This window comes from Bradyrhizobium sp., assembly GCF_016219575.1.
Classification (GTDB): Bacteria; Pseudomonadota; Alphaproteobacteria; order Rhizobiales; family Xanthobacteraceae; genus Bradyrhizobium.
In genome coordinates this window covers 130,668-142,715 of sequence record NZ_JACRMG010000009.1, presented here as the reverse complement: position 1 = coordinate 142,715, position 12,048 = coordinate 130,668, and the positions used below count along the sequence as shown (strand labels likewise).

At 65.6% G+C, this 12,048-nt stretch carries 11 protein-coding genes; 6 read left to right on the top strand and 5 right to left on the bottom strand.

All coding sequences use genetic code 11. The features are described from left to right. Positions 1-49: 49 nt before the first annotated feature. The 3 genes from HZB49_RS05720 to HZB49_RS05710 all read right to left on the bottom strand — a co-directional run bounded on the left by HZB49_RS05720 (position 50) and on the right by HZB49_RS05710 (position 2,505). Positions 50-1,426: a sensor histidine kinase gene (locus HZB49_RS05720; RefSeq protein WP_291609539.1), complete on the bottom strand. Its 1,377-nt coding sequence runs from the start codon at positions 1,424-1,426 to the stop codon at positions 50-52. An 85-nt stretch (positions 1,427-1,511) separates the two neighbouring features. Next, on the bottom strand, positions 1,512-2,183 hold the full coding sequence (locus tag HZB49_RS05715; protein WP_291609538.1) for a response regulator transcription factor: 672 nt from the start codon (positions 2,181-2,183) through the stop codon (positions 1,512-1,514). Between the two features lie 154 nt (positions 2,184-2,337). Beyond that, the gene (locus tag HZB49_RS05710; protein WP_291609537.1) at positions 2,338-2,505 is read right to left on the bottom strand and encodes a hypothetical protein; all 168 of its coding nucleotides are present in this window, start codon (positions 2,503-2,505) and stop codon (positions 2,338-2,340) included. A gap of 257 nt (positions 2,506-2,762) precedes the next feature. Here HZB49_RS05710 and HZB49_RS05705 point away from each other — a divergent pair, with 257 nt between their 5' ends. Beyond that, on the top strand, positions 2,763-3,737 hold the full coding sequence (locus HZB49_RS05705; protein ID WP_291609536.1) for a Ku protein: 975 nt from the start codon (positions 2,763-2,765) through the stop codon (positions 3,735-3,737). Positions 3,738-3,777: 40 nt separating this feature from the next. On the opposite strand, the gene HZB49_RS05700 is transcribed toward HZB49_RS05705, so the two are convergent. After that, on the bottom strand, positions 3,778-3,942 hold the full coding sequence (locus HZB49_RS05700; protein ID WP_291609535.1) for a Flp family type IVb pilin: 165 nt from the start codon (positions 3,940-3,942) through the stop codon (positions 3,778-3,780). 211 nt (positions 3,943-4,153) lie between these two features. Here HZB49_RS05700 and HZB49_RS05695 point away from each other — a divergent pair, with 211 nt between their 5' ends. Further along, positions 4,154-4,321 carry a hypothetical protein gene (locus HZB49_RS05695; RefSeq protein WP_291609534.1) on the top strand — a complete coding sequence of 56 codons (168 nt, stop codon included), beginning with the start codon at positions 4,154-4,156 and terminating at the stop codon, positions 4,319-4,321. 46 nt (positions 4,322-4,367) lie between these two features. Here the strand turns inward: HZB49_RS05695 and HZB49_RS05690 are convergent, their stop codons facing one another. Beyond that, on the bottom strand, positions 4,368-5,876 hold the full coding sequence (locus tag HZB49_RS05690) for a porin (RefSeq protein ID WP_291611099.1): 1,509 nt from the start codon (positions 5,874-5,876) through the stop codon (positions 4,368-4,370). A 267-nt stretch (positions 5,877-6,143) separates the two neighbouring features. Here HZB49_RS05690 and HZB49_RS05685 point away from each other — a divergent pair, with 267 nt between their 5' ends. From HZB49_RS05685 to HZB49_RS05670, 4 genes are all read left to right on the top strand, one after another. Beyond that, entirely contained in the window at positions 6,144-7,679 is a 1,536-nt protein-coding gene (locus HZB49_RS05685) for a thymidine phosphorylase family protein (protein WP_291609533.1), read from the top strand. Beyond that, a complete protein-coding gene (locus HZB49_RS05680) occupies positions 7,676-8,563 on the top strand; it encodes a ribose-phosphate diphosphokinase (RefSeq protein WP_291609532.1) in 888 nt (295 codons plus the stop codon). Before HZB49_RS05685 ends, HZB49_RS05680 begins: the two co-directional genes overlap by 4 nt. Positions 8,564-8,577: 14 nt before the next feature. Then, complete coding sequence (locus tag HZB49_RS05675; RefSeq protein ID WP_291609531.1) at positions 8,578-10,176, top strand: MBL fold metallo-hydrolase; 1,599 nt, start codon at positions 8,578-8,580, stop codon at positions 10,174-10,176. Positions 10,177-10,324: 148 nt separating this feature from the next. Continuing rightward, the gene (locus HZB49_RS05670) at positions 10,325-11,959 is read left to right on the top strand and encodes a thiamine pyrophosphate-requiring protein (protein ID WP_291609530.1); all 1,635 of its coding nucleotides are present in this window, start codon (positions 10,325-10,327) and stop codon (positions 11,957-11,959) included. Positions 11,960-12,048 lie beyond the last annotated feature (89 nt).

Sequence of the window (12,048 nt, the reverse complement as noted above, 5' to 3'; positions counted from 1 at the left end):
CCGCGCGGGCAGGCAGCCGGAAGGCGAAATCTCCAGTTCCGGCAGCCTTTTACACCCCCGGCAGCCGCAATTCCGCGCGCAGGCCGCCGGTTGGAGCGCTGCCGAGCGTCAGGCTGCCGCCGTACAGCGCGGCGAGATCGACCACGATCGACAGTCCGAGGCCCGAACCCGGCTTCGATTCGTCGAGCCGGCGGCCGCGCTGCGACACCTGGGCGCGCTCGGACTCCGACAGCCCGCGCCCGTCGTCGTCGACGATGATGCGCAGCCGGGCGCCTGCGCCGGGCTCGGTCTCCGGCTCGACCAGCACCTCGACGAATACCTGCGAAGCCGCCCATTTGCAGGCGTTGTCGACGAGGTTGCCCACCATCTCCTCGAGATCCTGCCGCTCGCCGCGAAATTTCGCGTGTGGGTCCGCTTTCATTTCGATCGCGATGCCGCGATCGCGATGGATCTTTTCCATGGTGCGCACCAGCGCCCCGATCGCCGGCGCCACTTCAGTCACCGTTCCGATGATGGTGAGGCGCGCGGCGATGCGGGCGCGCTCCAGGTGGTGGGCGAGCTGGCCGCGCATCACATCGGCCTGCTCCTGCACCTTGCCGGCAAAGGGTTCGGCTCTGTGGGCGGCGGCCTCGTTGACGATCACCGAGAGCGGCGTCTTGATGGCGTGCGCGAGATTGCCGACATGGGTGCGCGCGCGCTCGACGATCTCGCGGTTGGCGTCGATCAACGCGTTGGTCTCGCGCGCCAGCGGTGCGATCTCCACCGGGAAATCGCCCTCCAGCCGCTCGGCGCGGCCCGAGCGGATGTCGGCGATGGCCTCCGAGATGCGCTTCAGCGGCGCAAGGCCGAAACGCACCTGGAAGATGGTGGTGAGCAGCAGCACGATGCCGAGCGAAGCAAAGGTGCCGCCGAGGTAATAGTCGAAGCTGCGCGTCTCGTCGAAAATCTCGCTGGCATCGCCGGCGACGGTGACCAGGAACTTGCCGTCCGCGCCAAGGTCGACCGGCCGCTCCACCATGCGCAGCGTCTGCCCCTCGGGGCCGTCGACATAGCCGAGGCGGATGCCGGCGGGCGTGAGCTCCACGCCGTTGTCCTCGAGCTTCGGCAGCTTCTTGTCCCACAGCGAGCGCGAGGCGCGCGATTCGGCCTTCTCCGAATCGGTGCGGTTGATCTGCCAGTACCAGCCGGACAGCGGCAGCTCGAACAGAGGTTCGCCGAGCGACTGGAACTGGCGCTCCGGCGGCTCGTCCGGGGTCGCGACCTCCGCGATCAGCGTGCGCAGATAGAGATTGAGGCGGCGGTCGAAGGCGCGCTCGGTCGCGGCACGGTAGACCGACGACAGCACGATGCCCGTAAGCAGCAGGATTACCACCACCCACGCGGTCGCCGACAGAAACAGGCGGGTGGCAAGCGAGCTGCCGCGCATCAGGGCATGATCCGAAAAAATGGCACCGGTTTTCCGGATAAGACCATGCCCCGGGCAAAAAGGAAGCCCCGCGACGGCCGGGCCGTCACGTGCCCGCGGTGGGAGGCGTCAGCAGATAGCCGAGCCCGCGCACGGTCTGGATGATGTCGACCTCGAGCTTCTTGCGGATTCGGCCGACGAACACCTCGATGGTGTTGGAGTCGCGGTCGAAGTCCTGGTCGTAGAGATGCTCGACCAGCTCCGTGCGCGACACCACGCGGCCGATATGGTGCATGAGGTATTCGAGCAGATTGTATTCGTGCGAGGTCAGCTTGATCGGATTGCCGTTGACGCTGACGCGCTTGGTGCGCGTGTTCAGCGCCACCGGTCCGCAGGTCAGCTCGACCTGGGCGTGTCCGGTGGAGCGGCGCAGCAGCGCGCGGATGCGGGCGAGGATCTCCTCGAGATGAAACGGCTTTGCGACATAGTCGTCGGCGCCGGCGTCGAAGCCCTGCACCTTGTCGCTCCAGCGGTCGCGCGCGGTGAGGATCAGCACCGGCATCACGCGCTTGTTGCGGCGCCAGGCCTCCAGCACCGAAATGCCGTCCATCTTCGGCAGGCCGATGTCGAGCACGACGGCGTCATAAGGCTCGCTGTCGCCGAGATAATGCCCCTCCTCGCCGTCAAAGGCGCGGTCGACGACATAGCCGGCGTCGGTCAGCGCCGTGGTGAGCTGGCGATTGAGATCCGGATCGTCCTCAACGACGAGCAAACGCAAAGCTGGCCTCCGATGGTGAGCCTCACAATGCCGTCATGATGGGGGTCACGGGGGTGAACCGGCCATGAACGGGAACCCGCCGCAAGATTACTTTTTGTTCATACGGCATGAGCAAGCCGCCGATGCCTAGCACGTCGAAGCGACGGCCCCAAGCTCAAGCCCCGGCCCGTCCGCTCCCGAAGAACACAAACCAGATGATCCCCAGGATCAGGATTGCAAGCCCGGTGGATGCCGTCAGCAGCGCAAGCACCGACGGGCCCGGCTCGGCCTGGCGTGCCTCGGTCGGAGTTTCGACGATCCGGCCATGTTGTCGTGTTGCCATCGTGTCCTCATTTCAAAAAGGGCCGTCGCGGCGGCCGGTGCAGTGGCCCAGCACAGCCTTCCCCGGAGCAACGTCTGGTCAGGAATGAGGTTCCGGTCCCGGAAGGCTGCGACGGAGCGCCGCCCGCGGGAACGAAGTGAACCGGGCGGGCCCGGGACGGTTAACGCCGTTGGGAGATTCCCGCCGCCCGCGCGTTCAAAAGCCGGTCCCGGCGTGGTATCCTTGACGATCGTCTGTTGCGTTTTCGGAGTGATTTCATGGCCCCCCGCGCCAACTGGAAGGGCTTTTTGCGCCTTTCGCTGGTGACCTGCCCGGTCGCGCTTTATCCGGCGACGTCGGACACCGAAAAGGTCTCCTTCAACCAGATCAACCGCAAGACCGGCCACCGCATCAAATATGCCAAGGTCGACGCGGACACTGGCGAGGAAGTGTCCAACGAGGACATCATCAAGGGCTACAAGGTCGATACCGACACCTATGTCGAGGTGACCAAGGACGAACTCGACGACATTGCGCTGGAATCCACCCGCACCATCGAGATCGACGAGTTCGTGCCGCGCAGCGACATCGACAGCCGCTACGTGATCCGCCCCTATTATCTCGTGCCCGACGGCAAGGTCGGCCATGACGCCTTCGCGGTGATCCGCGAGACCATCCGCAACATGGACAAGGTGGCGATCGGCCGCGTCGTGCTGACCAACCGCGAGCACATCATTGCGCTGGAGCCGCTGGACAACGGCCTGATGGGCACGCTCTTGCGCTATCCCTACGAAGTGCGCGACGAGAACGAATATTTCGACGACATCCAGGACGTGAAGATCACCAAGGACATGCTTGACCTTGCAAGGCATATCGTCGAGCAGAAATCGGCGTCGTTCGAGCCGGAGAAGTTCGAGGATCGCTACGAGTCCGCCCTCGTCGACCTGATCGACCGCAAGCGCAACGGCCGGCTCACCGGCGCAAAGCCCGCGCCGAAATCGAGCGGCAACGTCATCAACCTGATGGATGCGCTCAAGAAGAGCCTCGCCGGCGCCGGCGAGCGCAAGACCGCTCCCGCCGCCAAGGCGCCGCCCGCTGCAAAGGCCAAGGGCAAGAAGAAGCGCGCCGAGGGCCAGCGCGAGATGCTGCTGCCGATTTCGGGCGGCGGCAGCGGCAAGCGCGCCGCCAAGGAAGCGCCCAAGAAGGCCGAGAAGCCGGTGCGCGCCCAGGGCAAGGCAAGGAAGGCCGGCTAGAGCCGGCCTCGGCCCCGTCAGGCAAGACGTTGCGGCGACCTCACTTGATCGAGGTGTTCACCGAGGTGAAGCTGTTGTTGAGCGTCGAGCCCATGCCGTTGACGGCAACAACGATCACAATGCTGATGCCGGCCGCGATCAGGCAATATTCGATCGCAGTCGCGCCGGACTCATTCTTCAAAAATTCGCACATCAATCGCCGCATCTGAAACTCCTGTTGACGCCCCACGAGGTTCTCCCCGCGCCAATGCGGCTGCAAATGTAAATTTGAGTGGTTGCCGGCTCGTTGAAGAAGACAGTCAACGAAGGGTAAAAGCGAAGCCGCGAAATACGACCGCCGTATTCGTACGGGACGAAAAATTTACCCCGATCCCCCGCCGGCGATGCATATTCAGCCATCAACTCCGGAACCGGACATGGCTGCGCAGAAGCGTTCGTCGGGCAAAAACTACATCGACCTCCTCGAGGACGGCGGCGACGAGCGACGGCCCCTCGAGATGCCGCCGACATCCGCCCACCCGATGAGGGACTATCTGCTGAGCCTGGTCGCGGCGATGCGTGCGACCCGCGGCGACGCCAGGTAACGGCCCTCGCCCGCCCTGCCGCCGAACAAATCACGCAGCCACGCCCTCAGAAATTGCGCTGCACGCGGAGCTGCAGCTGGACCGCATCCTGATCCCTGAATTGGTATACAGCAGTCGGCTTTGGCGCTGCCGGCGTCAGCACCGCCGTGCCGATAAAGTTCTGGTCGAGACGCAGGTACTGGACCTCCGCCGAGAAGGTCAGGTTCTTCAAAGGCGTCCAGCGCGTAACGACGCCAAGCTGGTACACCGCATAATTCGGGTTGCAGCTGTAGTCCGCGCTGACGACTTTTCCAGCGGTGTAGGCCGCGCAGTACTGCCCCTTTGCCGAGGTGAGATCGCCCACCGAGCCGCCGTAGCGCACCCAGGAAGCACTGCCGTTCAGGCTCGTGATCCAGTAGGCATTCCAGTTGTGATTGAAGGCGCCGCGGACGCCAAAAGCTTCCGTCAGCTTGAGGTCACCCGTGCCACCGTTGATGACCGGCAGGTAGACGGCGTCGGTCGTGGCACCGAAACCGACGCTCTGATAGGCGATGTTGCTGCCGCCGAACATCGCAAAGCTCGGCGAGGCTCCGGAAGTCGCAATCACCATCTTGGTCGCGCCCCTGGCGTAGCTGGCGTCGATCTTGATGTCGTCGCCTGCGCCGGTCGGCAGATTCTTGATCTGCAGCGCGGCCATGACGGCGCCGCCCCATTTGGTGTCGGGATGGCCGGAAATTTCCGACAGGTTGTTCGGCGCCGCGGTAGTCGCGGTCAGGATGTTGTAGCTGCCGCTGACTTCGTGCGCCGCGGCCGAAAGCTGGAACAGACCCCACGCCTGGTCGATGCGGATATTGCCGACCACGTCGGGAGCATGCGTCCCGGCATAGGCATTGCCGGTCACGCCGACCGCGTTCAGACCGGTCGCGAGGTTGTAGACCGCGGTGCGGTTCCAGACGGTCGGATCATCGAGGCCGACGCTGGCGGAAACGCCGTTGCCGAATTCCACCTTGTACTGGATGTTGTTCAGGCCGGTGTCGGTATTCTGGCCGCCGATCAGGTTGGACGAAAGGTTGCCGGGAAAGCCCTGCCAGGGCGTGGCATAGGCCGAAGCGGACTTGCCGAAGGTGAAGCCCGCGAACTGGATGAAGAGATATTCGACCGCAACATAGCCGCCGCCAGGGGTATCAAGCAGCGAAGCGTTGGTGCCGAGGCTGGCCGCGAGGCTGGTCGGATTGGCAGTGCTTCCGCCGAACGTGCTGAACTGGAAATTGCCCTGTCCGAAAGTTCGCACCACGCCATACTCGCTGGCGGTGCGGGTATCGACCGTCAGCGCCATGCGCGAACGGCTGACGAAGTAGTCGGCATAGCGGTTGCCCTGGCCAAGATCGCCGTTCCAGGCGGGCTGTCCATGGACGCCACCATGAAAGGTGGTGTCGGCGCGGACGTAGCCGCCGAGCTTGATGCAGGTGTCGGTGCCGGGAATATAGAAGAAGCCTGCGCCATGGAGCGAGCAGACCCGTACATATTCGACGGCCTTGGCCTTGACCGGAAGATCGGCCGCCGCCGCGCCGCCCATGACGGCCAGGCTGGCCGCGGATCCCAAGACGAGGTTGTACAACGCCTTCACGATATTCCCCTGCGACTCAGCGTAGAGCCAAAGCCATTAGCTCGGGCAGACCCGCAGCGATAATCAACACTGCGAGTCATATTCAGTTGGCCGGCCGATGTGACGTTTGCGCAACGCCTGGGCCGGGCGAGTGGCCAACGCCAGATGCCGGTCATATGATTTGGGTCAATGGAACCTGCCGGGATTGCGGCTAGATTTTTTTGGATGACCCTTGAAATGGCCCCTGGCGACAGCCGTCCAGCAGAACTCAGGATTCGCCGCGTCCCCCTCGATACCGGCCGCGAAAATGTCATCGTCATTTCGCGGCGGTCGAAGGCCCTGCGTCCAGAGATATTCCGCGGCTTCAGCCGGGTGGAACTGCGCCGCGGCTCCAAGGCGCTGCTCGCAACGCTGCTGATCACCGACGACGGCCTCCTGGGGCCCGACGAGATCGGTCTCGCCGAACCCGCGTTCCGCCGCTTTGCCGAACCCGCCGACAGCCTTGTGACGGTCACGCCCGCCCCTCCGCCCGAAAGCCTCGGTGCGGTGCGCGCCAAGATCCACGGGCAAACCCTGAGCGATGCGGAGGTCGAGGCGATCATCGCCGACATCACCCACTACCGCTACTCCGACATGGAGATCGCCGCCTTCCTGGTGGGTTCGGCGAGCTTCATGAGCAGCAGCGAGTTGATCGCGCTGACCCGCGCGATGGCGCAAGCCGGCACCCAGCTGAAATGGCCGAGCCCGATGGTGGTCGACAAGCACTGCATCGGCGGCATCCCCGGGAACCGCACATCGATGGTCGTGGTGCCGATCGTGGCGGCGCACGGGCTGACCATTCCCAAGACATCCTCGCGCGCCATCACCTCGCCGGCCGGCACGGCCGACACCATGGAAGTGCTGGCGCGCGTCAATGTCGGCGTCGACGAGATGAAGTCGATCGTGGCGGCCTGCAACGGCTGCCTGATCTGGGGCGGGCATGTGAACCTGTCGCCGGCCGACGACATCCTGATCTCGGTGGAGCGGCCGCTTTGCCTCGATACGCGCGAGCAGATGGTCGCATCGATCATCTCCAAGAAGCTCGCGGCAGGCTCGACGCATCTGCTGGTCGACCTGCCGGTCGGCCCGACCGCGAAGCTGGCCAACGGCGCCGAGGCGATGCGGCTTCGCAAGCTGTTCGAGTTCGTCGGCGACCGCTTTGGCCTTTCCGTCGAGGTGATCACCACCGACGGGAGCCAGCCGATCGGCAACGGCATCGGCCCGGTGCTGGAGGCCGAGGACGTCATGGCGGTGCTGGCCAACGATCCCCTTGCACCGGTCGATCTGCGCGAGAAATCGCTGCGGCTCGCCGCGCATCTGCTCGAATACGACCCCGCGCTCCGCGGCGGCGCCGGTTACGCGCGGGCGCGCGACCTGCTCGAGAGCGGCGCTGCGCTCAGGCAGATGCACAGGATCATGGACGCGCAGGGTCCGTCGAGCTGCAACAGCGACCTCGGTCCTCGCACCTTCGACGTGAAAGCGGCAAGCGACGGCGTCGTGTCAGCCATCGACTGCCTGCAGCTGAACCGGCTGGCGCGCACCGCGGGCGCACCGCTCGACAAGGGCGCCGGGATCAGGCTGTTCAAGAAGATCGGCGACCAGGTCGAGCAGGGCGAGCCGCTGTACCGAGTGCATACGTTCGATCAATCGGAATACGCACTCGCCGAGGCGGGCGCGAAAGCGAACAATGGCTTTGCCGTCTCCCCGTCGACCCGGCGCAAGGCCAGGCCGTGAGCACGGCCGTCCTGCACTGCCTGCCTTCGGGTGCGGCCGACGCGAGACGGCTGGCGGAGCGGCTCGGCCTGCCGCTGCAGGACATCGCGATCCACCGGTTTCCCGACGGCGAGATTCGCGTGACGGTCGGCTCCGCCGCACCGGCCAGCATCATCTACGCTTCACTCGACCGGCCGAACGACAAGCTGATCGCGATCCTGTTTGCGGCCGAGGCGCTGCGGCGCGAGGGCGCGAAGCGTCTCGTGCTGGTCGCGCCCTATCTCTGCTACATGCGCCAGGATGCGGCGTTCCATCCCGGCGAGGCGATCAGCCAGCGTACGGTGGGCCGCCTACTTGCGGCGACGGTCGACCGCGTGGTCACGGTGGATGCGCATCTGCATCGCACCGCCGACATCGAGGCGGTGTTTCCCGGCATCGAAGCCGACAATCTCTCCGCGATGCCCGCGATTGCCGGCGCGCTTGCCGGCATCGACAGCGCCACCATCGTGGCCGGTCCCGACGCGGAATCGCGGCCCTGGGTCAGCGACCTCGCAACCCGGCTCGGGCTTGCCTGTGCGGTCGGACGCAAGATACGCCGCGGCGACCGCTCGGTGGAAATCGATTTTGCCGGCCAGCCCGCGGTAGCCGGGCGGCCGGTGCTGCTGGTCGACGACATCGTCTCCTCCGGCGGCACGCTGACGACCTGCGCGCGAACGCTCACGGAAGCGGGCGCCGCAACGATCGACGCCGTCATTACCCATGCGTTGTTTCCGCCGGAAATGACCGGCGAATTTGCCCGTGCGGGCATCCGCTCGGTTCGCTCGACATCCAGTGTCGCGCATCCGACCAACGCCATCCCGCTCGACGCCGTACTCGCCGCCGCCCTGCGCCGCGAGTTGACTTGAGGAGAGACCTGCGCATGAGCGTCACCCTTCGATTTTGCGGCGCCGCCCGTACCGTGACCGGCTCGTGCTATCTGGTGGAGACCGCATCCGGACGCTTCCTGATCGATTGCGGATTGTTCCAGGGCCAGAAGACGCTGAAGGAGCTCAACTACGGCGCCTTCCCGTTTCGTCCTGCCGATATTCGCGCCGTGCTCCTGACCCATGCCCACATCGATCACAGCGGCATGTTGCCGAAGCTGGTCCGCGAGGGCTTTGACGGCAGCATCCTTGCGACGCGCGGAACCATCGACCTCTGCTCCTGGATGCTGCCGGATGCCGGCAACATCCAGGAGGCGGAGGTCGCCTCCCTCAATCGCCGCAATGCCGCGCGCGGGCGATCCGAGGTGACGCCGATCTATACCCAGGCCGACGCCGTCGCATCGCTGCAGTCGTTCCGGCCGGTCGACTATGAGAGCTGGATCGACGTGATACCCGGCGTTCGCGCCCGCTACTGGAACGCGGGCCATCTGCTCGGCTCGGCCTCGGTCGAAATCGAATTCGCCAATGCGGCGCCGTCCGGCCGTCCGCTTCGCCTGCTTGCGTCGGGCGATATCGGCCCGGAAGCAAAGCTGCTGCAGCCCGATCCCAAGGCTCCTTCCGGCTTCGACTATGTGATTTCGGAATCGACCTATGGCGACCGCATTCGTGCTCCCACCACGCCGCAGCAGCGCCGCGAGCGCCTGGCCGCGGAAGTCCGCGAGGCCGCGAGCGCCAGGGGCGCGTTGCTCATTCCGGCCTTCGCGGTCGAGCGCACCCAGGAGCTGCTGGTCGATCTCGTCGCCCTCATGGAGCGCGGCGACGTGCCGGCTGCGCCGATTTTCCTGGATTCGCCGCTGGCGATCGGCGCCACCGACGTGTTCCGCAAGCATGCGGCAAGCCTGGACGCCGACGTCGACATCAACCGCATTTTCAGCTCGCCTCACCTGCGCTTCACCGAGACGGTCAACGAAAGCAAGGCGATCGCCAAACTCACCGGCTTCCACATCGTCATCGCCGCCAGCGGCATGTGCGACGCCGGCCGCATCCGGCACCATCTCAAGCGCTGGCTGTGGAACAGCCGCGCCACCGTGCTGCTGGTCGGCTACCAGGCGCACGGCACGCTGGGCCGCTTCCTGCAGGATGGCGCCAAGGCCGTGCGCATCCAGGGCGAAGAGATCAGGGTGGCCGCCCGCATCCGCATGATCGATGAATATTCCGGTCATGCCGACGGAGCGGAAGTCGCGCGCTGGATTGCGGCGCGCCGCCCGATCGAGCGCGGCCTCTTCCTCGTCCATGGCGAGGAAGAAGCCATCGCGGGACTTGCCGGCCGGGTAGCCGAACGCATCATCCCGGCCGCGAGGATCTACCAGCCGATGCTGGACGACGTCTATGAACTTGCAGCCGCCGAGCCGCGGCTGCTGGATGGCGAACGCCGCCACCGCCTCGCGCCGGAAGCGGTCACGCATCTCGACTGGCACAACGACATGTCGCGGCTCATCCTCGACATCAACGATCAGGTCCGCGCGGCCGCCGACGACCGTTCGCGCGGCGTCATCATCCGCCGCCTGCGCCGCGCGCTGGAGAATACCGGCTAGAAAGGGCAGCATCCGCGCGCGCAACGCATGCGGATGCATAACAGAGCTTCGCGGCCCGGCGCCGGGCGCGCTTTACCCCGCGGCAAAATCCTGTTCCAACTATCCCCAGGCCGGGGCTTACACCGGCCGCATCGGGGAGAAAGCCGTCATGAAGCTGGGTGCTGCGATTGCGGAGATCATGAAGCGCGAGGGCATCGAGATCCTCTGCGGCTATCCGGTCAACCACCTCATCGAATTCGCCGCCAACGCCGACATCCGCCCGGTCATGGTGCGCCAGGAGCGCATCGGCGTGCACATGGCGGATGCGATCTCCCGCGTCACCTCGGGCGGCAGCATCGGCGCCTTCTGCATGCAGCATGGTCCGGGCGCGGAGAACGCCATGGGCGGCGTGGCGCAATGCTACGGCGAGTCGGTGCCCGTTCTGGTGCTGCCGATGGGCTATGCGCGCAGGCTCGCCAACATCGATCCCAATTTCAATTCCAGCCAGGCGATGAAGGCGTTCTCGAAGTCCTCCGAGCCGATCATCCTCGCCAGCGAAGTCTGCAACATCTTTCGCCGCGCCTTCACCAAATTGAAGAACGGCCGCGGCGGGCCCGTCATCGTCGAGATTCCCGCCGACATGTGGAATGAGGAGGTGCCGGAGCCGCTCAACTACACGCCGGTGCTGCGCACCCGCTATGGCGCCGATCCCCTGCACGTCAAGGAGGCGGCCGCGATGCTGGTCGCGGCAAAGCGGCCGGTGATCTATGCCGGCCAGGGCGTGCACTACGCAAAGGCCTGGCCGCAATTGAAGCGGCTGGCCGAGCGGCTCGCGATCCCCGTCACGACCAGCCTCGGCGGCAAGTCGTCCTTCCCGGAGACGCATCCGCTGTCGCTCGGCTCGGGCGGTCTCGCCGTGCCGCGCGCCGTGCCGAAATTTTTGGCCGAGGCCGATGTAATCTTCGGCGTCGGCTGCTCCTTCACGGAAACCTCCTTCGGCATCGCCATGCCCAAGGGCAAGACCATCATCCACGCCACGCTCGATCCCAATCATCTCAACAAGGACGTCGAGGCAAAGATCGGTCTGGTCGGCGATGCCGGCCTCGTGCTCGATGCGCTGCTGGAGGAGATCGGCAAGACCGTCAAGACCGACCGTGACCACAGTGCGGTGGCCGCCGAGATCGCGGCCTCGCACAAGGAGTGGCTCGCCAAGTGGATGCCGAAGCTGACCTCCGGCGACGCGCCGCTCAATCCCTATCGCGTGCTCTGGGATTTGCAGCACACCGTCGACATCAGGAACACCATCATCACCCATGATGCCGGCAGCCCGCGCGACCAGCTGTCGCCGTTCTGGAAGGCGGTCGAGCCGCTCTCCTATATCGGCTGGGGCAAGACCACCCAGCTCGGCTACGGCCTCGGGCTTGCCATGGGCGCCAAGCTCGCCAGGCCCGACAAGCTCTGCATCAACGTCTGGGGCGACGCCGCGATCGGCTTCACCGGCATGGATTTCGAGACGGCGGTGCGCGAGCGCATCCCGATCATGTCGATCCTGCTCAACAACTTCTCCATGGCGATCGAACTGAAGGTGATGCCGATCTCGACCGAGAAATACCGCTCGACCGACATTTCCGGCGACTATGCCGCGATGGCGCGCGCCTTCGGCGGCCATGGCGAGCGCGTCACCAGGCCCGAGGACATCATCCCCGCCATCAAGCGCGGCATCCAGAAGACGCAGGAGGGCGTGCCGGTGCTGCTGGAGTTCATCACCAGCAAGGAGACCGAGGTGTCGCGGCCGGGCACCTGAGCCGGCCGGGCACCACCCGGCCTTTTCTGTGCGGAAAGGCTGCCTTGGGAGGTCGGTGGGCGCTGGCTCTAACGCGTCCGGGATGAAAT

Bases quoted from the DNA above. Each gene is read 5' to 3' on its own strand.
- HZB49_RS05700 (WP_291609535.1), bottom strand. From the start codon at position 3,942: ATGCGGCGATTGATGTGCGAATTTTTGAAGAATGAGTCCGGCGCGACT.
- HZB49_RS05705 (WP_291609536.1), top strand. From the start codon at position 2,763: ATGGCCCCCCGCGCCAACTGGAAGGGCTTTTTGCGCCTTTCGCTGGTG.
- HZB49_RS05710 (WP_291609537.1), bottom strand. From the start codon at position 2,505: ATGGCAACACGACAACATGGCCGGATCGTCGAAACTCCGACCGAGGCA.
- HZB49_RS05670 (WP_291609530.1), top strand. From the start codon at position 10,325: ATGAAGCTGGGTGCTGCGATTGCGGAGATCATGAAGCGCGAGGGCATC.
- HZB49_RS05695 (WP_291609534.1), top strand. From the start codon at position 4,154: ATGGCTGCGCAGAAGCGTTCGTCGGGCAAAAACTACATCGACCTCCTC.
- HZB49_RS05675 (WP_291609531.1), top strand. From the start codon at position 8,578: ATGAGCGTCACCCTTCGATTTTGCGGCGCCGCCCGTACCGTGACCGGC.
- HZB49_RS05685 (WP_291609533.1), top strand. From the start codon at position 6,144: ATGGCCCCTGGCGACAGCCGTCCAGCAGAACTCAGGATTCGCCGCGTC.
- HZB49_RS05720 (WP_291609539.1), bottom strand. From the start codon at position 1,426: ATGCGCGGCAGCTCGCTTGCCACCCGCCTGTTTCTGTCGGCGACCGCG.
- HZB49_RS05690 (WP_291611099.1), bottom strand. From the start codon at position 5,876: ATGGGCGGCGCGGCGGCGGCCGATCTTCCGGTCAAGGCCAAGGCCGTC.